Here is a 21738-nt window from a genome sequence, read left to right on the forward strand (position 1 = left end):
GAGGACACAAATGAGCACCGGATTTTTCGGCGACATTCAGAAGGTTAAATACGAGGGGCCTGACAGCGACAACCCGCTGGCATTCCGTCACTATAATCCGGATGAAATCGTGCTGGGCAAACGCATGGAGGATCATCTGCGTTTCGCAGTCGCCTACTGGCATAGTTTTGCCTGGGAAGGTGGCGACCCGTTCGGCGGACGCACCTTCGACCGTCCGTGGTATTCCAACGAACTGGATGCGGCGAAGCTCAAGGCCGACGTGGCTTTCGAGTTCTTCTCCCTGCTCGGTGCGCCCTATTACTGCTTCCATGATGCCGATGTGCGGCCTGAAGGGCGCAACTTTGCTGAGAACACCCGACATCTCTACGAAATCGTCGATATTTTCGAAAAGAAGCAAGCCGAAACTGGTGTAAAGCTTCTCTGGGGCACAGCCAATTTGTTCTCCAACCGCCGCTATATGGGCGGAGCTGCAACCAATCCCGATCCGGATGTATTCGCATTCGCTGCAGCGACCGTGAAAAGCTGCATCGACGCGACGAAACGGCTTGGTGGCGAGAACTACGTGCTCTGGGGCGGTCGGGAAGGCTATGAAACGCTGCTCAATACCGATCTTGGGCGCGAACTCGACCAGATGGGCCGGTTCCTCAATCTGGTGGTCGAATACAAGCACAAGATCGGCTTCAAGGGCACGATCCTCATCGAACCGAAGCCGCAGGAACCGACCAAGCATCAATATGATTACGATGTCGCGACGGTTTATGGCTTCCTGAAGCGCTACGGCCTCGAAAACGAAGTGAAGGTCAATATCGAGCAGGGCCACGCCATTCTGGCCGGTCACTCATTCGAACACGAATTGGCGCTTGCCCGTGCACTAGGCATTTTCGGTTCCATCGACATGAACCGAAATGACTATCAATCGGGCTGGGATACGGACCAGTTCCCGAACAATGTGCCGGAAATGGCGCTTGCCTATTATCAGGTTCTGCTCGCAGGCGGTTTCACCACCGGCGGCACGAATTTCGACGCCAAGCTGCGTCGTCAGTCAATCGATCCGCAGGATCTACTGATCGGCCATATCGGCGGCATGGATTGCTGCGCGCGCGGGCTGAAAGCTGCCGCCGGAATGCTCGAAGACGGCGCATTGTCCAAGCCCCTTGACGAGCGTTATGCGGGCTGGAACGGCGATTTCGGCAAGAAGCTTTTGACCGGACTTTCGCTTGACCAGATCACCGCTGAAGTCGAAGCAAAGGACATCAACCCGCAGCCGAAATCCGGCCGTCAGGAATATCTTGAGAACGTCGTCAATCGTTACGTCTGAAACGATAAATCAATGGATACAAAAAGGGCGCCACCGGCGCCCTTTCTTTTATTGCATGTCAATTTCTAGAGCTTGACCCAGCCACCGTTTTTCTGTGACGAGCGCACGCAGGCATCAATGAAAGCGACGCCCTTCAACCCGTCATCGACGGTCGGATAGATCACGGCGCTGTCCGGCTTTTTGCCGTTACGACGGGCCTCGATGGCATTGGCCGCTTCCGAATAGATCGTAGCGAAAGCCTCCAGATAGCCCTCCGGGTGTCCGGCCGGCACGCGCGTCACGCGGGCCGCAGCAGGACCGACGCCGGCACCGCCCCGCGTGATGAGCCGCTTCTGCTCACCAAAAGGGGTAAACCAGAGATAGTTCGGGTCTTCCTGCGCCCATTCAATGCCGCCCTTCGTCCCGTAGACACGCAGGCGCAGCGCATTTTCATTGCCCGGCGCAACCTGACTGCACCAGAGCATGCCCTTCGCGCCGTCTGCAAAACGCAGCATCACATGCGCATTGTCGTCCAGACGACGCCCTTCGACAAAACTGTCGAGATCAGCTGCAAGGCTGTCGAGCGTCAGCCCAGTCACGAACGAGGCGAGATTGAAGGCGTGCGTACCGATATCGCCGGTCGCACCGCCCAACCCCGATTGCGCCGGATCGGTGCGCCAGACAGCGCCCTTGGCACCGGTCGCTTCAACCGCTTCGGTCAGCCAGTCCTGCGCATATTCCACCTGCACCACGCGCAAATCACCCAGCTCGCCATTGGCAATCATCTCTCGGGCCTGTCGCACCATCGGATAACCGGTGTAATTATGCGTCAGTACGAACAAGGCACCGCTTTCATCCGCGGCTTTTTTCAGCTTCTTCGCATCGGCAAGCGTCGAGGTCAGCGGCTTGTCGCAGATGACATGGATGCCGCGTCGCAGAAACTCCTTGGCAGCTTCATAGTGAACGTGGTTCGGCGTCACGATAGAAACGGCTTCGATCCCGTTCTTCAGCCGCGCCTCGCGAATAGCCATGTCCTTGTAGCTGGAATAGATGCGGTCTTCGGCCAGTCCCAGTTCACGCCCCGAGGCTTGCGCCTTTTCCGCTGATGACGACAAGGCGCCTGCCACCAGTTCAAACCGGTTGTCGAGCCGCGCCGCCATACGGTGAACGCCGCCGATAAACGCACCTGCGCCGCCGCCTACCATGCCGAGGCGGATACGGGGAGCAGCTGTTTCCGTGGTTTTAGCTTCGATGGTCATGTCAATCCCTATGTCTTACAAGCCAAGCATACGACGATTGGCAGCGTCATCGGTGCCACCGGCTGCGAAATCGTCAAATGCCTTGTCGGTGACGCGAATGATGTGCGCCTTGACAAATTCAGCGCCCTCACGCGCACCATCTTCCGGGTGCTTCAGCGCGCACTCCCATTCGACCACGGCCCAGCCGTCAAAGTCGTTCGCGGCCATCTTGGAGAACACCGCGCCAAAATCCACCTGACCGTCGCCGAGCGAGCGGAAGCGGCCTGCACGGTTTACCCAGCCCTGATAACCGCCATAGACGCCCTGCCGTCCGGTCGGATTGAACTCCGCATCCTTGACGTGGAACATCTTGATACGGTCCTTGTAGATGTCGATATTGTCGAGATAATCGAGGCACTGCAGGACATAATGCGACGGGTCGTAGAGCATATTGGCCCGCGGGTGATTTTTGACCTGCTCCAGAAACATCTCGAAGGTCACACCGTCGTGCAGATCTTCGCCCGGATGGATTTCATAGCAGATATCGACGCCATGTTCGTCGGCGTGATCGAGGATCGGCTTCCAGCGTCGGGCAAGTTCCTCGAACGCGGTTTCCACCAGACCGGCAGGACGCTGCGGCCACGGATAAACAAACGGCCAGGCCAATGCACCGGAGAAGGTTGCATGCGCACCGATACCAAGATTGCGCGATGCGCGGATCGCCATCTTTACCTGCTCGACCGCCCAGGCCTGACGCGCTTTGGGATTGCCGCGCACTTCGGGCACCGCGAAGCCGTCGAAAGCTTCATCATAGGCCGGGTGCACCGCAACGAGCTGGCCCTGCAGATGAGTCGAAAGCTCGGTTACTTCGACACCGTTCTGGCGCGCCACACCGGCGAATTCGTCGCAATAATCCTTCGATTCAGAAGCTTTCTTCAGATCGATCAGCTGGCTCGCCCATGTGGGAACCTGCACCCCGGCATAACCCTTTTCGGCAGCCCATTTGGTGATGCCATCCCATGTGTTGAACGGCGCTTCATCGCCTGCGAACTGCCCAAGAAAAATGCCGGGGCCCTTGATCGTCTTCATCAAATTTCTCCTGAATATGCTCGGACCCCGCCATCAACCGGCATCGAGCAATTTGAGAGCGCGTTTCGCGCTGCATATCGGGAATGAAAAGAAAAACCGTGCGCCTGCTCAGGCAGGCGCACGGTATTTGAACACCTTAGAACGGCGAATCCGGGAAATAGAAATCCTTCGCATTGTCCTTGGTGACGAGCGTTGCATCGAGGATGTAATTACCGCTCACCGGGATCTGGTCATAGAAATGACCGGCAGCGAGTTCCATAGCCGTCGAAACCATCGCTGGCGGATAGAGAACGTCGACCGGCACAAGCTTGTCGCCATCCATCACCTTCTTGATCATGTCCTTGGAACCTGCGCCGCCCACGACATACTGAATGTCGCTGCGGTTTGCCTGCTTGATGGCTTCGAGCACACCGACAAGCATGTCGTCATCCTGTGCCCAGACCACATCGATCTTCGGATATTTGGTCAGGAAGTCCTGCATGACGCGGAAAGCATCGTCGCGGTTCCAGTTGCCGTACTGGCGGTCCAGAACCTTCACGTTGGCGCCTTCAATGCCCTTGTCAAAACCGTCCTGACGCTGCTGATCGATCGGAATCGGCAGACCGCGAATGACGACGACCTGCGCATCCGGCGTGGTCTTCTTGATATATTCGCCAGCCACCTGTCCGAGCGCCGGGTTGTTGCCAGCCACATAGAGATCGCGGATAGAGTTGTCGTTGCTGCTTGGCGCACGATCAACCAGAGCAACGAAGGTTCCCTTGTCCTTGATTTCCTTGATGGCGTTGACGAGCGGATCAGGATCGGTCGGCAGAACGACCAGCCCATCGAGGCCCTGAACGGCCAGATCCTGCAACGCATTGGCCTGCGATGCCGCATCGGGCGACGTCTTGACGATGACGTTGAGGCCCGGATGCTCGGCCATCAGAAGCTTCGCCACGCGTTCGGCGTGATAGACGACGCCTGCCGTCCAGCCGTGATCGGCAGCCGGAATCGACACGCCGATCGTCACTTTCTTGTCCTGTGCGCTTGCCGCGCTGCCAAAGGCCAGCGCACCCGCCGTCAATGCGGCGAAAGCAAGCTTCATCAAATTCCCTCGCATAGTCTTCCTCCCAGTAAACGCGGGGCTCTCATTCCTCTCTGGCTGGAATCGCCCCACCAATCCCGCCAACCTCGCAAATCCGGAGTGGTAAACCGCTCCGTCTCTTCTCTTTGTTTCCAGGCATGTCTCCCGAAGCCCGTTCCTGCTTCCGGGAGACATGCTCTATCGCCGCGACAGCGAACGCTGCACCAGCATGGCGATAATGATGATCGCGCCCTGAATGGCTCCGAGCAGATATTCGCTGACGAAGCTCGACAGCAGCATGATGTTGCCGATGATCTCCAGAATGAACGCGCCGCAAATCGTGCCCCAGATACGGCCCACGCCGCCGCGCAACGCTGTGCCGCCAACCACGACAGCAGTAATCGCTTGCAGTTCCCACATCAGGCCGGTCGTGGCCGAAGTCGAGCCGAGGCGCGGCACATAGAGAAGCACGGCCACAGCGACGCAAAGTCCCTGGATAACGAAGGCAATGGTGCGCACCTTCTTGACCGAAATGCCGGAATAGCGCGCCACGTCCTCGTTCGATCCGACCGCAATGACATGGCGGCCATAGCGTGTCCGATAAAGAACGAATGCCGCAAGCGCCGCCGTCACGAAGATCACGATGACCGGCACGGGCACGCCAAGAACGGAACCGAAATAGGCCGGGCGATAAAGTGCTTGTATGTCCGGGTTGCGCAAGGTGATCGCGCCGCCCTGCGATAACCATGTCGTCAGACCGCGATAGATGCCCATCGTGCCAAGCGTGGCGATAAAGGGTTCAATGCCGCCAACCGTCGTTATCAGGCCGTTCAACAGACCGCAGGCCGCACCGACGATCAGTGCCAGCATCACGGCGGCAATCAGCATCATCACCGGATCGGCAATCACCCCGCTATTCATGAACAGGATCATGATACTGGCGACGAATGCCACCATCGCGCCAACCGACAGATCCAGCCCGCCGGATGAAATCACATAGGTCGCGCCAAGGGCTATGATGGCTATAAATGCGCTGCGTGTTGCGACATTGAGAAGATTATCGACACTGATGAAGTTCGGGCTCGCAATCGCGCCCAGAACAAGCAGCAAGGCGAGCGCGATAAACGGGGCAATTGCCCGTAGATCCCAGTCCTTGGACGTCCTCGGCACTCTGCTTTTATCGGCTGCAACCTGTGTCATCTACTTCCCACTTTATTGTTCTTATGCGGCATTTTCGCCTTCAACGCCGGTTGCAAGCACGACGATGTCGTGTTCCGTCATGCGGTCGCCTGTCACCTCACCGGCAATCCGCCCTTCCCGCATCACGACGATGCGGTCGCAGATACCGATCAGCTCCGGCATTTCCGACGAAACGACGATGATCGACTTCCCCTCATCGGCCAGATTGGCGATGAACTGATAGATCTGCTCCTTCGTGCCGACATCGATGCCACGTGTCGGTTCATCGATGATGACGATGGACGGATCGAGCATCATCATCTTGGCAAGCAGAAGCTTTTGCTGGTTGCCGCCCGAAAGCTGGCCCGCCAGAATATCCTTGCGACCGGTACGGATATCGAACTCGCGAATTGCATCATCAAGCGCAGTGCGCTCCCGGGTGCGATCGATCTGCAGCCCGCTGACGAATTTCTTCAATGAAGCAAGTGTCAGATTGACGCCGAGATCCTTGGACAGGAGCAGTCCTTTGCCCTTCCGATCTTCGCTGAGATAAACGATCCCCGCCTTCTGGCTTTCATGCGCATTGCGAAAATGAACCGGCTTGCCATTGTGGTGCGCGTCGCCCTTGCCGGGTCGCAGACCAACAATGCCTTCCATCAGTTCCGTGCGTCCCGCGCCGACCAGACCGGCAAAGCCGAGTATCTCGCCCCGGTTCAGATGGAAGCTCGCACTTTGCACATAGCCGGGTACGCTGAAACTATCGATTTCAAGAATGGCAGCGTTGTCATGCCTGCTTGCGCGGTCAGGATAAAGCTTTGCAACGTCACGACCGACCATCAGGCGGGCCATATCGGAAGGCTGCAATTCTGAAGCCAGATGCGCCGAAACGAGCTTGCCATCGCGAAGCACGGTCACGCGATCAGATATTTCCTTCACTTCCGGCAGGCGGTGCGAGATGTAGAGAACAGCGACACCCTTCGCACGAATATCGCGGATGACTTTCAGCAGCGCTTCCGTCTCGAATGGCGTCAGCGAAGCGGTCGGCTCGTCGAATATCACCACACGATGCGGCACCAGCAGCACGCGGGCTATCTGGACAAGCTGGCGCTGTGCTATCGACAGGGAACCCACGACCGCATCCGGATCGATATCCGCGCCGAGGTCACGGATAGCCTTGCGTGCACCCTCGCGCATCGACTTGTCATCGACGACCAGGCCACGGTTGAGCTCGCGACCGAGATAAATGTTCTGCGCGACTGTCAGATCGGGCGCGAGGAGAATTTCCTGATGCACCAGCACAATGCCCTGCGCTTCGGCCTCCACCGGTCCCGAGAAGGACACAGGTTTCCCGTCAATGCGGATTTCCCCGCTCGTAGGACGTTCATTGCCTGCGAGCAGCTTCATCAGCGTCGATTTTCCGGCGCCGTTCTCGCCGATGATGGCGTGAACTTCACCACCGAAAATGCGCAGATCGATATTTTTCAGAACCTGAACAGGACCGAATGATTTGGAAAGCGACACAGCCTCCAGCAGTGCATGCCTGTCGTCTTTTTCCGGCGCGCTCATAGGCAACCGCCTACAGCGAACTGCCGAATCTGGCGCTCGCTAAATTTGCTCTTTCCAGATGCTTTCGGCGATATTTCTGGCTGCACGTGAACTCCTCCCAAAGCGTCACAATAAAAAGCTTAGCTTTCGTTTTGAGGTACGTAAAGCAAAATATGCACTCCAAGACATTATCAAACCGGAGAAGCCCTGCCCTTGCAAGGCTTCTGTCTATACATGGAACAGCCCAATCAATCGTCCTGATGGATCGGTTCATCGACAAATGTTCCGCCCTGATAGAGCGCGAGCGCCGAATCCGGTGCAGGCCGGGGCGTTGTCTTCTCGAGCCCGGCCCGGAAACGTTCGGCATTGTCCTTTGGGTGCCAGCCGAGAAAACGGGCCGGACTGTTGTCCCACCACATCGAATCGTTGTTCGATACACCCCAGATGACGGGACACCCAAGCATCGGTGCCCGGAAAACACACTCGATCAGGCTGGCAAAATCGTCATATGACATCCAGGTGGAGAGCATGCGATGATTGCGCGGTTCTTCGAAGCAGGAGCCTATGCGGACGATTGCCGTCTCCTGCCCGAATTTGTCGTGATACAGGCTGGCGATGGACTCGCCGAAGCATTTTGAAACGCCGTAAAGACCGTCGGGTCGCGTGGGCACCATTGCGTCGATATGCTCGTCCTGCCGATAGAAGCCGATCGTGTGGTTTGAGCTGGCGAAAATAATGCGCGGATGGCCGTGCACCCGCGCCGCTTCATAGAGATTATACATCCCGACGATATTCGCGTTGAGTATCTTGCTGAAAGACGCCTCGGTCGAAATACCGCCGAGATGCAGAATACCGTCACAGCCCTCGACAAGGCCCATGACGGCATCCAGATCGCCGAGGTCGCATTGAACCAGCTCTTCATTGGGTTTGGCTTCGCCCAGATCGGCAACGTCGGAAAGGCGCAGCAGCTCGGCCTGGCCGACCAGCTTTTCGCGCATCACGCGCCCCAGTCCACCCGCTGCACCGGTAATCAGAAGTCTTTTCACGAAAATCTCCATTCGGACGGGATAGGGCAAAATTCGACCGTTCGGCTTGCGGGCGTCAACCCACGTCAACGGTGATCCTATGGATGGAAAGCAGCGTCCCCTCCCAGGTATGTCGCCGCAACTGCATCATACATGTCCGAAGGTGACGGTCAACGCCGGCCCAGCCCTCAGCCTATCCTTTGCGTCCCAGCGCCCAGGCGAGATACGGCGCCCCCACCAGCGCCGCGAAAAGACCAAGAGGCAGTTCATAGGGGAAGGTCGCATTGCGTGCGCCAAGGTCGGCTATCGTCATCAACAATGCACCGAGGAGTGCCGATGCCAGCACGTGGCCTGCCGCACGGTCGAACCCCATGCGCCGCGTCATATGTGGCGCCATCAGGCCAACGAAACTCAACGGGCCGACGAGCAGCGAGGCAGCCGCGCTTGCAATACATGCGACCACGATGGTCGATACGCGCGCCACGCCAACAGGAAGTCCCAACGCCACTGGTGTCGTTTGTCCAAGCGGCAGAATTGTCAGCCAGCGTGACAAGAGTAGTGCCATGAAGGCAACGCAGATGCCCAAAACCATAAGAAAAATGGCCGTACCAGCTGTTGCCGACGCCGACGAACCGCCGAGCCACGCGAGAATTTGCCATGAGCGCTGATCGCCAATAGCGAGAAAAGCACTCAGTACGGCAGACGCGAATGAACCGACGGAAATGCCCGCCAAAAGCAGGCGATTGGGCGAAAGATGTCTCTGGCTTGCAAAGCTCAGGACGACGATCATCGCCGCAAAAGCACCTATAGCGGCACACAGCAACAGTTGAAAATTGTTCGGTGCGGCAAACAGCGTCAGAGCAATTGCAAAACCGATGCCAGCGCCACCGCTGATGCCGACGACTTCCGGACTGGCCAGTGGGTTGCCGGTCAGGCGCTGGAGAATAGCGCCTGCCATCGCCAGCAGGCTTCCGGCCGCTGCTGCTGCCAGAAGACGCGGCCAGCGCAAAGGCAGAAGTTCGGCAAAATCCCGGCCTGTCAGCAACGACCAGCCATCGGGTGTCCGTACAAGTGAAAGAGCGAAGAACGCAGCGATTGCAAGCAGTGCCAGCAACAACATTGCTTTGGCGGTCGAGGCGCGCGCGAATAGTGCTGAGCCGCCTCCAGCCGATGCGGAAGAGCGAACACGCGGGACGAGCCACAGAAGAAGCGGCCCACCGATCAGAGCCGTCACCGCACCGGTCGGGAATGTCTCACCGAGACCGGAACCGAGCATTTGAACGCCGCCGTCGCAAAGCCAGAGCAGAATTGCGCCAGCGAGCGGCGCAGCGACCAGCACAGAACCGGGCTTGCGGACGCCAAGCCCCCGCACGATTGCTGGCGCCGCAAGGCCGATGAAGCTGACAAGCCCAACATTGGCGGCAACACCTGCAGTCAACGCCACCGAAACCACCACGACCGCAACACGCAGCCATGCCAATGGCACGCCGAGCGCCCGTGCGCTGCTATCGCCAAGCCCTACCAGCGTCAGCGGGCGGCTCAACATGATCGCCGCAACTAGACCGAGTAGAAACTGCGCGGCCAGCACTTTTGCGGAGGACCAATCCTGCTGGCTGAGCGAACCGCCGTTCCATGTCACCAGCGACATCAGATACTCGCCTTGCGAGAGCGTCATGGCGGCGGAAACCGCACTGCAGGTTACGCCAACAAGCAGGCCGGAGATTACCATCGTCACCGGCTCGAGACGGCTTCGCCATCCGAGCAGAAAGACGATGGCAGTCGCCAGTCCCGCCCCTGCAAACGCCACGGCCCAGCGAAACTCGTCGAGCATTGCCGGGAAAAACAACGTCGCCGTGATGATGGCAAGCTGCGCGCCGGACGAGACGCCAAGCGTTGACGGATCGGCGATTGGATTGCTTAGAAGTCTTTGCAGAAGCGCACCGGCAAGTCCCAGGGCAGCGCCAGCGAAGATGGCGACAGCGGCACGCGGCAGCACTGCATAGGCGAGAATAACCTGCTGCGTATTCATGCCATCCGGATTGAACGGAACGGACGGCCATTGCGCGAATGGCAGAAAAGCGCTCGCGTTCCAGAGGCACAGCGCCAATGTGACCACGATGCCGACGACAGCCGCAACGACAAATTTCGTTTGCGTCACCGGCTGTCCTCCGGCTGTTCCAGCAGGGCATTTTTCAAAAGGCGCGCAAAGCGCAATCCCGCAGTGATGCCGCCATAAGGATTGACGTTACCCAACTGATGAACGCGCCCTTCGCGCACTGGCTGGAGCGAACGCCAGATCAGGCTATTGCGCAGGCTGCTGCGGGCTTCGACCGGAACATCGGAGATGATGACGATCCGCGCCTCCGGCTTTTCCGCAAGAGTTTCCAGCGGCACCGGAGCTGCAAACGTAAAGCGCGAACGGTCCGTCCACGCATTGGGAAGCCCTAACCTCGACAAAATATCGCCGAACATGCTGTCATCGCCGAAGGCACGAAAATGGCGCGCATCGCCGATATTGATCAGATATGTCGGACGATTACCGAAAGGCTTCAGCGTATCCGTTGCTTGTTCGAGAAAAATTTCCTGTTCACGCAAAACGGCTTCAGCTTTCGCTTCAAGCCCCAGCTTGCGTCCCAGTTCCGATACCGCCGCAAGCGCCTTCTGGTAAGGCGGTTCTCCCTGCACATAAAACGGCATGGACAAAACCGGCGCGATAGCCTTCAGCGCTGCTTCATGCTGCGTGTAGAACGGCGAACTCAAAATGAGATCCGGCTTCAAAAGATAGAGAAGTTCAAAATTCGGCGAGCCTCTAAGACCAAGATCGGTGACTGATTCCGGGATGACGGGCTCGACCGCAGCTTTGCGAAACTGAATCAGTTCCGTCGCAGCAATCGGCGTGACGCCGAGCGCCATTATTGTTTCGAGCATAGCCCAGTCGATGGCTGCGATGCGCAGCGCCGGATTGGCGCGCGCACCCTGCGGCAAAGCCAGAGCCGCCAGAAGGCCCAGCGCTTTCCGCCGGCTGATCTTAAGGGACGAGAAACCCGCCCCGCGTTGCGGGTATTCTACCATGAAACGGTCGGCGTACTCTTATAGGTTCTGCCGTCACCATAGTTACATCCGACGGAACTTCAACGTATGACGTACCCCTATCCGCAATATTCTTGACAGTGAGCATCTTCTTTTAAGATTTCTTCCGGACAAGGGCGACTGCGCCCGCCAGCGCTACCCGCATCAAGGTTATGATTACGGGACCGGCAACAAGCTTATCAGGTTGTCGATGACCGGAGAGCGATTGCTTTTCATCGAAACCAGCCCCAGCCGCGCCAGAAGCGGTTCTCCCTCGATGGGGCGGTATGTGACACCCGCCAGCTTGATCTGCGCGATGGCGGCGGGAACAATCGAGACTCCGAGATCGGCAGCAACCAGATTGACGACAGATGGCATCTGCGGCGCTTCCTGCGCCACGATCATTTCAAAACCTGCATTTCGACAAGCTTCGACGACATCGTCATACAGGCTCAGTCCCACAATGCGCGGGAAGAGCACAAAAGCTTCATTTGCCAGAGCAGCAATTGGCAGTTTGGGGTAAACCGCAAGTGGATGATGGCTCGGCAACGCAATCAACATCGGCTCATCTGCCAGCCGCCTCATGCGCACATCCTTGGGGTTTTCCAGACCCGGCCGAATGAAGGCGGCGTCCAATTCCCCCCTGACCAGCTTTTCCATCAGAAGATGACTGTTCATCTCTGTCAGGGTCAACCGGACATCCGGCCATCTGGCCCGAAATTTACGGATCGTGCCACTAACGGTCGGGTTGAATGCAGACGACGCGGTAAAACCCAAAGCAAGCCTGCCGGTCTCGCCCCGTGCCGCACCTTGCGCTGCGAGCCTCGCCTTCTCAGCGGCAGCAAGAGAAGCCTTCGCCTCACCGAGAAAAGCCGTGCCTGCTGCGGTCAGTTCGGCTCCATGCGGCACGCGATGAAACAGCGCCACACCAATCTCGTTTTCAAGATCGCGTATCTGCTGGCTGAGCGGCGGTTGTCCGATCCCGAGCTTCGCAGCCGCGCGTGTAAAATTGCCCTCTTCGGCGACGGCCATAAAATAACGCAGATGGCGCAGTTCCATTGCTATATCCAAAAGCTATTGCAATCGTCACTTCCATATATTGGACAAATGGAGTGCATTTGACTAGATCAAAAAGCGGGAGGATTTGAAAAGGCAAAGTCATGTCACGCCTCGCAGAACGCAGTCTCGACAGCGTCAGAACACCGGAAAGCCAGCTCAAGCTCGTCTCAGCTCCCACGGCACCTGAACAGAAGCACTATCTCGTCAAGGGCACACCGGCATTTCGCAATGCGAGTATTGCCCTGTTTTTGTCCGGCTTCGCGACCTTTTCCCTGCTTTACTGCGTCCAGCCGCTTATGCCGCTTTTCGCACATGATTTTAACATCACGCCTGCGGCCAGTTCCCTGTCGCTTTCGGTTTCGACCGGCTCTCTCGCTTTCGCGATCTTCTGCGCCGCCGCTATATCGGAGCGTTTTGGACGCCGGACATTGATGTTCGTTTCGCTTCTCGGCTCCGCATTGTGCACAATCGCCAGCGCATTGGTGCCTGACTGGCATATGCTGCTCGCCATTCGTGCCTTGCAGGGCTTGTTGCTGGGCGGGGTTCCGGCGGTCGCCATGACCTATCTGGCGGAAGAAATCGACCCGCGCGGCCTTGGCGCGTCGATGGGGCTCTATATTGCAGGCAACGCCTTCGGCGGCATGGCAGGCCGTGTCATCGCTGGAACACTTGCGGAATATTTCTCCTGGCGCGTCGGCCTTGCTGGCATGGGCCTTCTCGGGCTTGCAGCATCCATCGGCTTCCTCTTTCTTCTGCCCGCTTCGCAAAATTTCATCCCGCGTCCCGGCTTCAATGCACGGTTTCACCTCGGCGCATGGATCGGCCACATCCGTAACCCGGCCTTGCCGCTGCTCTTTGCTATTGGCTTTCTGGTGATGGGTTCGTTCGTCACCATCTATAACTATATCGGTTTTCGCCTTGTCGCGGCGCCTTATAGCCTCAGTCAGACGGCGCTCGGCGCCATTTTCACGGTTTACCTGTTCGGCATCGCAGCGTCCTGGCTCGCTGGCAGGATGGGCGACAGACTAGGCTATTTCACCGTCCTTCCCATCGGGCTTGCCATACAGGCTGCAGGCTGTCTTTTGACCCTGTTTGCGCCACTGCCAGTCATCGTTGTGGGCATCATCCTCGTGACTGTCGGCTTCTTCGTCAGCCATTCGGTCGCCAGCGCTTTGGTCGGACGACTGGCACTCCACACCAAGGGGCATGCGTCCTCGCTCTACCTGCTCGCCTACTATCTGGGTTCCAGCGTTGCAGGTGCTGCGGGCGGCTATTTCTGGGTTGCCGACGGATGGTCAGCGGTCGCCGAATTCACCTTCGTCATGCTCGCCATTGCGTTCGCGGCGTCACTGGGAGCAGCCCGCTTGTCAAACAAGAACAAAGCTCAGACAAGACGATAAAATTGTATGGAAGCTCGTTTCGAGAGCTCATGCCAATATGCCGCCGCGCACGGCCTATGGTGCGGCATTCATCGGTATCCTATCGGCCCACAAGTCAGCCCAGTGACCCCACCAGATTGCGGGGCATTTTGTGTCTGTTGATCTTGCCTTTATGAACCGGTTTGGGATTGATATCCTTCTGAAAATTGCCTAGCTGCTTGACAGGAGCGAGGCAAATCGACGGAGGCTCGGGCATGAGCGAATTGGCCGACTGGCTATCGGACACACGTCCGATCACACGAAAGAATGCGGCAGAAGTCGTGTTCGACGATATTCGCTCAGCCATCACATCCGGTCGCCTTGCCGTGGGGACCCGTCTGCCTTCCGAAGCCCAGCTCGCGGGCCGGTTCGGGGTAAGTCGTCCAATCGTGCGCGAGGCGCTGCGGTCGCTACAAACGTTGGGGCTCACCCAGACCCGCACGGGCAGCGGCACCTATGTCCTGAATGTTTCCCCTGCGAGTGAACTGAGTTACGGCGGCTACTCGGCACGTGATCTCATTGAGGCGCGTCCCTTCATTGAGGTACCAGCGGCAGGCTGGGCAGCACTGCGCCGCAACGCCGGGCAACTAACCCATCTTCTCGAACTTTGCGACAAGATGGACCGGCAGACGGATCCCCAGAAATGGGAACTGCTCGATTCCGAATTTCATTGTGCTATTGCCGAGGCATCTGGAAACACGGTCTTTACCAAAATCGTCGCCGATGCCCGCGAGGCGCTGATCCAGCAATCCGAACTCGTCAATCTGATGTCTGGCCGCCGCGAAGCATCGAATGACGAGCATCGCCGTATCGTTGAAGCCATCGAGGCAGGATCGGAAGCCGAAGCCCGCGCTGCAATGGAAGCCCATCTGAGCAAGGTCAAGACCGCCGTGACCACGATCATCGGCAAGGACGAAGTCTGAAATCTAATTTCATGTGACGGGCTGCTCTTCCGCTGGATTCGCACGGATTAGGCGCGCCATTTCAACTTGGCGCGCCATTCTCGTGCCAGATAAGCACAAGCCGGTAACACTTTCTTCCTGCTGATTTTTTCCCTGCCAGCCTATTCCGGAAATGCGTGCGAAGCTTCCCATGTGAAGCCGAATACTTGACGTGCGTTCTTCGATATGCGTTAAAACTGCCTCAAAAATCTGTCATGCAGCTTTACAGAATACCCATCAAATAGGGATGAATTCCATACCCTCATTGAATGGTCAACGGCGCGCCCTAATTGGGCTTTCGTGCCGAATGGTCGACTGTAGAAATAGCGCTCTCAGGGAGGAGCAATGCCGATCAAAACCATGAAGGCCACCCCGGCCGAACGCGAAGTGTTCATTGACGAGGACCGCGGTTATCACAAAGCCCTGAAGCCGAGACAGATCCAGATGATCGCCATCGGCGGCGCAATCGGAACAGGGCTGTTCCTTGGCGCGGGCGGACGTTTGGCGATGGCAGGCCCGGCTCTGGTCTTCGTCTATGCCTTGTGCGGCTTCTTTGCGTTTCTGGTTCTGCGCGCATTGGGCGAGCTGATCATGCATCGCCCCAGCTCCGGCTCCTTCGTCTCCTATGCCCGCGAGTTCTACGGCGAAAAACTGGCTTTCGTGGCAGGCTGGATGTACTGGCTCAATTGGGCCATGACGTCGGTAGCCGACGTGACAGCAGTCGCGCTCTACATGAATTTTTTCAAGCACTATGTGCCGTGGCTGCAGGGCGTCGACCAATGGGTGTTTGCCCTGACAGCACTTGTCATCGTGCTGTCGATGAACCTTCTTTCGGTGAAGGTGTTCGGCGAACTGGAATTCTGGTTCAGCCTCGTCAAGGTCGTCGCGCTCGTCACGTTTCTGGTAATCGGTATTTACTTTGTCGTTTCAGGCACGCCGATCGACGGTCACCCGGCGGGATTCAGCATCATCACAGATAGTGGTGGCTTGTTCCCGAATGGCATATTGCCTGCCTTCATCATCATACAGGGTGTGGTTTTCGCCTATGCATCCATCGAGTTGCTGGGCACTACGGCTGGAGAGACAGAAGATCCGCGCAAGGTTATGCCACGAGCAATCCGCACCGTGGTCTTCCGCTTGCTCGTTTTCTATGTGGGTTCAGTTCTGCTGCTCTCTCTGCTTCTCCCCTACACGGCCTATTCGGCAGGCGAGAGTCCGTTTGTGACCTTCTTCAGCAAGATCGGCATCGAGGGTGCGGATGTCATTATGAACCTCGTTGTTCTGACGGCCGTTCTGTCATCGCTGAATGCCGGGCTCTATTCCACCGGGCGCATCCTGCATTCAATGGCTGTATCCGGTTCTGCCCCTGCCTCTCTGGCCAAGATGAACAAGAATGGCGTTCCCTATATGGGCATCGCGGTTACCGCCGTTGTCACCGTCATTGGCGTCATTCTCAATGCCGTCGTGCCAGCGGCAGCGTTCGAAATCGCACTCAATCTCTCCGCACTCGGCATCATCACGGCATGGGGCGTCATCGTCCTTTGCCAGTTGAAACTGTGGCAACTTGCGCATCGCGGCGAAATCGTGCGCCCAGATTTCCGCATGTTCGGCGCACCCTATACCGGCATCCTCACACTCGCATTCTTGCTCGGCGTGCTTGTCCTGATGGCGCTCGACTATCCGGTCGGCACCTGGACGATTGCTTCGCTGGCGATTATCGGCCCTGCCCTCATCCTCGGCTGGTATCTGATGCGTGAACGCATCCATCGACTTGCTGCCGAACGTGCTGTAGACGCCAGCATTTCTGGTAAGTGAGAGGATTCGGAAATATGTCGCTTGCAAAGCCTTCCATAGTGCTGATCGCCACTGGCGGCACCATCGCCAGCAAGCGCGGGGAAGACGGAGCAAGCACACCGGTCCTGACCGGTGAGGATCTGCTAGAATTCGTGCCGGGCCTTGAAGCGGAGCTTCGTCCGGTCGACATGATGGCGAAGGATTCTGCAAGCCTTACCCTGTCGGACATGCAGCGCATCAGCGATACCGTCGATGCCAGCCTGAAGGATGGCGAAGTCGATGGCGTCGTTGTCCTGCACGGGACCGACGCTATGGAAGAAACGGCGCTGCTGGTGCATCTGCAACACCGCATCGGCAAGCCGGTGATTTTCACCGGTGCGCAATTTACTGCCGATCACCCTCAAGCCGATGGGCCGGAAAACCTCGCCACCGCCATTCGCCTTGCCTGCGATCCGGCCAATACCGACAAAGGCGTCCTTATCGCCTTCGGCGGGCGGATCGTTCCTGCCTGGGGAGCCTATAAGTTCAGCAGTGACAGTGCCGATGCTTTCCGTTCCGCACGGTCGATCCAGACCCAAAGCCCGGCGCTTCCAGCTTCTGTCGGTGACCGCCGGATTGATACGATTGCCATTTATCCGGGTTGCGACGCTGTTCATATCGAAGCGAGCATAGCAGCCGGTGCCAGCGGCATTGTGCTCGCAGCGCTCGGCTCGGGAAACACCACGCCATGCGTTGTCGAAGCTGTCCGCGAATGTTCGCGTCGCAATATTCCTGTTGCCGTTTCAAGTCGCGTACCGGAAGGTTTGCTGACGCCTGGTTATGGCGGCGGCGGCGGCGGACATGATCTCGGCGAAGCCGGAGCCATTCACGCGCATACGCTTCGTCCTGGTCAGGCCCGCATCCTGCTGGCTGCACTGATTGCCAGCGGCAGCCCCAGAGATGCCATGATCCGCGCTTTCAGCGACTATCGATAAATTGGATCAGCTCGGAAACTGGCGATAGCATTCTTCAGCCACCTGCCGTAGCCGCTCGCGCGATATCTCGCCGCTCACCGCATAACCAAGATCGTTGTCGATCCAGTAGAAGGTTTCCACACCATCGCTTGAGGCAAACCGGAAGCTTGTGTCGCGGTTGTCCGGATTGCGCCCGACGATCACCGAAAGCCGCTTGCCTGCTTCGTCCTCATACATGAAGAAAGCACCCGCCTTGCCGTCGACCGGCAACAGGCGACCGCCGACGAGCTGGAAGCCAAGCGAGCGGAGATCGGGAACGCGGAGATCGGGTATGTTGAGCCTTTTGCCAAGCCATGTCGCCAGATGCGCCTCCTCGTTGGAAAAGACCTCTACCGGGTGTCGCACTTCGCTGGCATAGATGAGATAAGCCGCCTGTGCCTGTTCCGGCAGGGTTTGGGCACTCGCCATTTGCGGCTCGGCTTCCGCGAGCAGGCGCGAACCTGCAAAGCCGCCAGCGCCGCCAATCACAAGTGCCGCGAGAACAGCCGCTGCAACCGCTCCCTGATAATTTCGCGACTGACGCATTCCCGCTGAACGGATCAATCCGGGATCGGCATTCTTTGCCTCGGCAAAACCGGAAAAGAGCTGCCTAATACCCTCGTTTTGCCTGCTCCAATCCGCAGCCAGTGCCGCCTGTTCGGGATCGCTCTCAAGAATTCCGGCGATGCGGGCATGCTCTTCCTCGGACAATTGACCGTCGACATAGGCGTGCAGTTCCGCTTCGGTTAAGGGAGAATTGTGTTCTGTCATCGGTTTCTCCGAAGCGTTACGATATTCGAGCCGCTCATATGTTCGGCGAGGCGATGTCTTGCCCGTGACAGCCGCGACATAACCGTTCCGACAGGTATGCCCAGCATGTCCGCCGCCTCGCCATAGCTGTAGCCTTCGACGACGATGAGCATCAGCACTGCGCGGTTGTCTTCCGGCAGCGTGTTGATCGCCTCTTCAAGCTGCTGCAACTGAAACGGATCGGTTTCGGTCGCTGCGACACTGACATTTTCCGCAGCGTCGAGTGTTTCATGCCGGGTACGAGCCCGGCTTTTATAGCCATTGCGGTAAAGGTTGGTCATCATCGTGAGTATCCACCCACGCAGATTGAGCCCACGCCACTGGCCGCGCCGGGACAGCGCCTTCGCCACACAGTCCTGCAGGAGGTCCTCGCCTTCGGCGTCGGACTTTGCAAGGCTGCGCGAGTAACGCCGCATGACCGGCAGGAGGGCCAGAAGCTGGCCCTCGAAACTTTCAGGGGCGGGATGGCTCACATCGGCCTCATGGCTTTGCGGCGTGCCAGACTCCATTAACGCCGTCTCCGGTCACGTCGCCGGGCTTCTTGTCCTTCACCCAATAATAGAGCGGCATTCCGTCTTTTGCCCATTGCTCGCTGCCATCCTTGCGCTTGACCAGCGTATATGCACCAGAAGCTTTCGCTCCACTCATCGCCATGAAGGGCGGCCAGTTCTTGGCGCAAGTATCATAGCAGTTGGATTCGCCCTTGCTATCCTTGTCGAATGTATAGAGCGTCATGTCCTTGACGCCTGCAAGAACCTGCCCCTTCGAGCTTTCCATCGTCTTGACGGATGGCGCCGCCAGAGCAGCTGACGCGGCCACGGTTGCGATTGCCAGTACGGACATAAAACCAAACGTTTTCATGATCTGCCTCACGAGGGTTCCAATCGCGACATGCGATATGGAGGTAAGACAATCGAAGACCGCGATTTATTCCCGGCGCCGCAAATTATTTTTCCAATCCCGGATTTGAGAACCGCAAAACCCATTGATTAGCGGGCAAGAATTATTATATGTATAGCTACACATATAATAGATAGCTATACAATGTCCCAGTCAAAACATAATCTCGAAGCGGCTTTCACGATGGAGCTTTCCACGGCCGCGCGCAAAATGCGCAACCTGTTCGATTCCCGCGTCCGCGAACGCGGGTTAACGTTGGCGCGCGCCCGGCTACTCCTGCTTCTCACCCAGCAGCGCCGCTGGAACCAGCGTGAACTGGCGGATGCTCTGGAAATCGAGCATCCATCCGTGGTGCGCCTTCTGGACGGCCTTGAAAAGCAGGGCTTGATCTACCGTGCTGCGGTTGAAGACGACCGCCGTGCGAAGCGCATCGAACTGACGGATGAAGCGCAGGCGCAGGTGCGCGAGCTGCAGGAAATCACCCGCAACATCCGGTCGGAGCTGCTGCAACGCATAGACATGCAGTCGCTGGAAACGGCGCTCTCGGTGCTTCAGGAAATCAGCCAGACGATGGAGACGACACTCGCGGACAAAGACCGCTAGAAACATGTCGGAAGAGAATAAAGATCAGCAGGTGCAACAGGCCTCCACGGTAGACCAACCGGATGAGAAGCCGACTGCGCCCGCACAGGCAAGTGCGCCCGCTCGTCATATGCCGGTTTACATGTCGGCGATCTACATCGCGGCATCTGTTTTGATGTGGTCGACGCGCGGTCTCAGCATGTACTTCATCTCCGCCAATACGCAGCAGATACAGGGCTCGCTTGGCGCAACACTGACCGAGACCTCATGGCTGATCGCAGCCTATATGGCTCCTTATGCCAGCCTGACGATCCTTCTCGTCAAGATCCGCACGCAGTTCGGCCTACGGCGCTTTGCGGAAATTGCAATCGCCGTCTTCCTGATTTCCTCTCTGCTGCACTTGCTGGTCTATGACATCTGGTCGGCGATACCGATCCGCTTCATAGCGGGTGCTGCCGCAGCACCGGTATCGACCATCGGCTTTCTCTACATGCTTGAAGCCTTTCCGCCCGCCAAGAAGATGACGTGGGGCCTCAGCCTCGCGCTGACCTGTTCGGCTGCGGCAGGCCCGCTCGCCCGCGTCATCTCGCCAATGCTGTTCGAAATCGGGCAATGGCAGCAGCTCTATATGGTCGAGATCGGCCTGTCGCTTACAGCCTTCGCCGTCGTTTATGTCCTGCCATTAACGCAAGTCCCGCGCGCAAAAGTGTTGCACTGGCTGGATTTCGTCGCTTATGCACTGATTGCCATCGGTTTCGGACTTCTTGCGGTTATTCTGGTTCAGGGAAAGAACTACTGGTGGTTCGAAGCCCCGTGGATCGGCGTGTGCCTTGCGATCTCGATAGCCGTCCTCGCCTGCGCTGCCGCAATCGAACTCAATCGCGAACAGCCGCTGATGAATCTGCAATGGTTGTTCTCTCCCGAAATTCTGCGCTTCACGCTGATCCTGTTCATCTTCCGCATCGTGCTTGCCGAGCAGACGACTGGCGCAGTCGGTCTTTTTCAGGCATTCGGTCTGCAGGATGGTCAGAGCCGTGGCCTCTACCTCGTCATTCTCGCAGCTTCGCTGGCAGGCGGCATTGCCTGCGGCATGTGGATGAAGCTTGAACGCGTATCGTTCATATTCGGGCTGGCGCTGATCTTCATCGCAGCCGGTGCCTTTTTGGACAGCCATGCAACGAACCTGACCCGTCCACACGACGCTTACCTTAGCCAGGCTCTGATCGCCTTTGGTGGCGCCCTGTTTCTGCCCCCGGCCATGCTGGCGGGCATCACCAAGGCCCTGAAACAGGGACCAACCTATATGACGAGCTTCATCGTCATCTTTCTGTTCACCCAGAATATCGGCGGCCTTATCGGTTCAGCGGTGTTCGGCACGTTCATCGCGATCCGCGAAAAGTACCATTCCGCCTATCTTGTGGAACAATTGGTCATGGCCAATCCCCTGGTCGCCCAGCGCGTTCAGGCACTTTCCGGCACCTATGCAAAGGTTTTGGCTGATCAGGGACTGACCAAGGCCGAAGGGCTGGCGCTTCTCGGGCAACGGGTCACGAAGGAAGCGACAGTGCTGTCCTATAATGATGCTTTTCTCGCGATCTCGGTCATTGCGGTCCTCTCGCTCGCTTGCCTGATCGCCTATCGCCTCTATGAAAACATACAAGCGCGCCGCCATAGCGCGGCGGCAACCAGTTAGAGCGCGTTTCGATCTGATACAATCAGATCGGCGCTCTGGATATT

Annotated in this window: 19 protein-coding genes; 7 read left to right on the top strand and 12 right to left on the bottom strand. The window is 57.8% G+C overall.

The window, feature by feature from the left end:
* Positions 1 to 10: 10 nt before the first annotated feature.
* Positions 11 to 1318 carry a xylose isomerase gene (gene xylA / locus CQZ93_RS21390; protein WP_105544552.1) on the top strand — a complete coding sequence of 436 codons (1308 nt, stop codon included), beginning with the start codon at positions 11 to 13 and terminating at the stop codon, positions 1316 to 1318.
* Positions 1319 to 1383: 65 nt separating this feature from the next.
* On the opposite strand, the gene CQZ93_RS21395 is transcribed toward xylA, so the two are convergent.
* The 9 genes from CQZ93_RS21395 to CQZ93_RS21435 form a co-directional block, all read right to left on the bottom strand.
* Positions 1384 to 2556, bottom strand: a complete 1173-nt coding sequence (locus CQZ93_RS21395; RefSeq protein ID WP_105544553.1) for a Gfo/Idh/MocA family protein — start codon at positions 2554 to 2556, stop codon at positions 1384 to 1386.
* 15 nt (positions 2557 to 2571) lie between these two features.
* Positions 2572 to 3624: a sugar phosphate isomerase/epimerase family protein gene (locus tag CQZ93_RS21400; RefSeq protein ID WP_105544554.1), complete on the bottom strand. Its 1053-nt coding sequence runs from the start codon at positions 3622 to 3624 to the stop codon at positions 2572 to 2574.
* Between the two features lie 136 nt (positions 3625 to 3760).
* Positions 3761 to 4723 (bottom strand): substrate-binding domain-containing protein, encoded by a 963-nt coding sequence (locus CQZ93_RS21405; protein WP_105544555.1) that lies wholly within the window; start codon positions 4721 to 4723, stop codon positions 3761 to 3763.
* 162 nt (positions 4724 to 4885) lie between these two features.
* On the bottom strand, positions 4886 to 5887 hold the full coding sequence (locus tag CQZ93_RS21410; RefSeq protein WP_105544556.1) for an ABC transporter permease: 1002 nt from the start codon (positions 5885 to 5887) through the stop codon (positions 4886 to 4888).
* A 21-nt stretch (positions 5888 to 5908) separates the two neighbouring features.
* Complete coding sequence (locus tag CQZ93_RS21415) at positions 5909 to 7432, bottom strand: sugar ABC transporter ATP-binding protein (RefSeq protein ID WP_105544557.1); 1524 nt, start codon at positions 7430 to 7432, stop codon at positions 5909 to 5911.
* Positions 7433 to 7659: 227 nt separating this feature from the next.
* Positions 7660 to 8457 (bottom strand): NAD-dependent epimerase/dehydratase family protein, encoded by a 798-nt coding sequence (locus tag CQZ93_RS21420; protein ID WP_105545255.1) that lies wholly within the window; start codon positions 8455 to 8457, stop codon positions 7660 to 7662.
* A gap of 172 nt (positions 8458 to 8629) precedes the next feature.
* Positions 8630 to 10594: a Fe(3+)-hydroxamate ABC transporter permease FhuB gene (gene fhuB / locus CQZ93_RS21425; protein WP_105544558.1), complete on the bottom strand. Its 1965-nt coding sequence runs from the start codon at positions 10592 to 10594 to the stop codon at positions 8630 to 8632.
* Positions 10591 to 11508 carry an iron-siderophore ABC transporter substrate-binding protein gene (locus tag CQZ93_RS21430; RefSeq protein WP_105544559.1) on the bottom strand — a complete coding sequence of 306 codons (918 nt, stop codon included), beginning with the start codon at positions 11506 to 11508 and terminating at the stop codon, positions 10591 to 10593. Before CQZ93_RS21430 ends, fhuB begins: the two co-directional genes overlap by 4 nt.
* 174 nt (positions 11509 to 11682) lie before the next feature.
* Positions 11683 to 12564 carry a LysR family transcriptional regulator gene (locus tag CQZ93_RS21435; RefSeq protein WP_105544560.1) on the bottom strand — a complete coding sequence of 294 codons (882 nt, stop codon included), beginning with the start codon at positions 12562 to 12564 and terminating at the stop codon, positions 11683 to 11685.
* A gap of 101 nt (positions 12565 to 12665) precedes the next feature.
* Between CQZ93_RS21435 and CQZ93_RS21440 the strand changes: the two genes are divergently transcribed.
* The 4 genes from CQZ93_RS21440 to CQZ93_RS21455 all read left to right on the top strand — a co-directional run bounded on the left by CQZ93_RS21440 (position 12666) and on the right by CQZ93_RS21455 (position 17691).
* Positions 12666 to 13964: an MFS transporter gene (locus CQZ93_RS21440; RefSeq protein WP_105544561.1), complete on the top strand. Its 1299-nt coding sequence runs from the start codon at positions 12666 to 12668 to the stop codon at positions 13962 to 13964.
* Between the two features lie 233 nt (positions 13965 to 14197).
* The gene (locus CQZ93_RS21445; RefSeq protein ID WP_105544562.1) at positions 14198 to 14905 is read left to right on the top strand and encodes a FadR/GntR family transcriptional regulator; all 708 of its coding nucleotides are present in this window, start codon (positions 14198 to 14200) and stop codon (positions 14903 to 14905) included.
* Positions 14906 to 15268: 363 nt separating this feature from the next.
* On the top strand, positions 15269 to 16738 hold the full coding sequence (locus CQZ93_RS21450; RefSeq protein WP_105544563.1) for an amino acid permease: 1470 nt from the start codon (positions 15269 to 15271) through the stop codon (positions 16736 to 16738).
* 14 nt (positions 16739 to 16752) lie between these two features.
* Entirely contained in the window at positions 16753 to 17691 is a 939-nt protein-coding gene (locus tag CQZ93_RS21455) for an asparaginase (RefSeq protein WP_105544564.1), read from the top strand.
* A 6-nt stretch (positions 17692 to 17697) separates the two neighbouring features.
* On the opposite strand, the gene CQZ93_RS21460 is transcribed toward CQZ93_RS21455, so the two are convergent.
* Genes CQZ93_RS21460 through CQZ93_RS21470 form a run of 3 tightly spaced genes read right to left on the bottom strand, consistent with a single transcriptional unit; the run spans position 17698 to position 19380 of the window.
* Positions 17698 to 18480 (bottom strand): anti-sigma factor family protein, encoded by a 783-nt coding sequence (locus CQZ93_RS21460; RefSeq protein ID WP_105544565.1) that lies wholly within the window; start codon positions 18478 to 18480, stop codon positions 17698 to 17700.
* Complete coding sequence (locus CQZ93_RS21465; protein ID WP_105544566.1) at positions 18477 to 19028, bottom strand: sigma-70 family RNA polymerase sigma factor; 552 nt, start codon at positions 19026 to 19028, stop codon at positions 18477 to 18479. Before CQZ93_RS21465 ends, CQZ93_RS21460 begins: the two co-directional genes overlap by 4 nt.
* A complete protein-coding gene (locus CQZ93_RS21470) occupies positions 19000 to 19380 on the bottom strand; it encodes a COG4315 family predicted lipoprotein (RefSeq protein ID WP_105544567.1) in 381 nt (126 codons plus the stop codon). The genes CQZ93_RS21465 and CQZ93_RS21470 overlap by 29 nt, the downstream gene beginning before the upstream one ends.
* 183 nt (positions 19381 to 19563) lie before the next feature.
* On the opposite strand from CQZ93_RS21470, the gene CQZ93_RS21475 reads away from it, so the two are divergent.
* Together CQZ93_RS21475 and CQZ93_RS21480 are read left to right on the top strand one after the other, a co-directional pair.
* A complete protein-coding gene (locus CQZ93_RS21475) occupies positions 19564 to 20022 on the top strand; it encodes a MarR family winged helix-turn-helix transcriptional regulator (RefSeq protein ID WP_105544568.1) in 459 nt (152 codons plus the stop codon).
* 4 nt (positions 20023 to 20026) lie between these two features.
* Positions 20027 to 21694 carry an MFS transporter gene (locus tag CQZ93_RS21480; protein ID WP_105544569.1) on the top strand — a complete coding sequence of 556 codons (1668 nt, stop codon included), beginning with the start codon at positions 20027 to 20029 and terminating at the stop codon, positions 21692 to 21694.
* Positions 21695 to 21738 lie beyond the last annotated feature (44 nt).

Origin of the sequence: Ochrobactrum vermis (assembly GCF_002975205.1) — a bacterium.
In the GTDB taxonomy this organism is placed as follows: Bacteria; Pseudomonadota; Alphaproteobacteria; order Rhizobiales; family Rhizobiaceae; genus Brucella; species Brucella vermis.

Coding starts and splice junctions, on each gene's coding strand:
- CQZ93_RS21470 (WP_105544567.1), bottom strand. CDS start 19,380: ATGAAAACGTTTGGTTTTATGTCCGTACTGGCAATCGCAACCGTGGCC.
- CQZ93_RS21395 (WP_105544553.1), bottom strand. CDS start 2,556: ATGACCATCGAAGCTAAAACCACGGAAACAGCTGCTCCCCGTATCCGC.
- CQZ93_RS21405 (WP_105544555.1), bottom strand. CDS start 4,723: ATGCGAGGGAATTTGATGAAGCTTGCTTTCGCCGCATTGACGGCGGGT.
- CQZ93_RS21455 (WP_105544564.1), top strand. CDS start 16,753: ATGTCGCTTGCAAAGCCTTCCATAGTGCTGATCGCCACTGGCGGCACC.
- CQZ93_RS21465 (WP_105544566.1), bottom strand. CDS start 19,028: ATGGAGTCTGGCACGCCGCAAAGCCATGAGGCCGATGTGAGCCATCCC.
- CQZ93_RS21400 (WP_105544554.1), bottom strand. CDS start 3,624: ATGAAGACGATCAAGGGCCCCGGCATTTTTCTTGGGCAGTTCGCAGGC.
- CQZ93_RS21415 (WP_105544557.1), bottom strand. CDS start 7,432: ATGAGCGCGCCGGAAAAAGACGACAGGCATGCACTGCTGGAGGCTGTG.
- CQZ93_RS21410 (WP_105544556.1), bottom strand. CDS start 5,887: ATGACACAGGTTGCAGCCGATAAAAGCAGAGTGCCGAGGACGTCCAAG.
- CQZ93_RS21480 (WP_105544569.1), top strand. CDS start 20,027: ATGTCGGAAGAGAATAAAGATCAGCAGGTGCAACAGGCCTCCACGGTA.
- CQZ93_RS21450 (WP_105544563.1), top strand. CDS start 15,269: ATGCCGATCAAAACCATGAAGGCCACCCCGGCCGAACGCGAAGTGTTC.
- CQZ93_RS21440 (WP_105544561.1), top strand. CDS start 12,666: ATGTCACGCCTCGCAGAACGCAGTCTCGACAGCGTCAGAACACCGGAA.
- CQZ93_RS21430 (WP_105544559.1), bottom strand. CDS start 11,508: ATGGTAGAATACCCGCAACGCGGGGCGGGTTTCTCGTCCCTTAAGATC.
- xylA (WP_105544552.1), top strand. CDS start 11: ATGAGCACCGGATTTTTCGGCGACATTCAGAAGGTTAAATACGAGGGG.
- CQZ93_RS21445 (WP_105544562.1), top strand. CDS start 14,198: ATGAGCGAATTGGCCGACTGGCTATCGGACACACGTCCGATCACACGA.
- CQZ93_RS21460 (WP_105544565.1), bottom strand. CDS start 18,480: ATGACAGAACACAATTCTCCCTTAACCGAAGCGGAACTGCACGCCTAT.
- CQZ93_RS21435 (WP_105544560.1), bottom strand. CDS start 12,564: ATGGAACTGCGCCATCTGCGTTATTTTATGGCCGTCGCCGAAGAGGGC.
- CQZ93_RS21475 (WP_105544568.1), top strand. CDS start 19,564: ATGTCCCAGTCAAAACATAATCTCGAAGCGGCTTTCACGATGGAGCTT.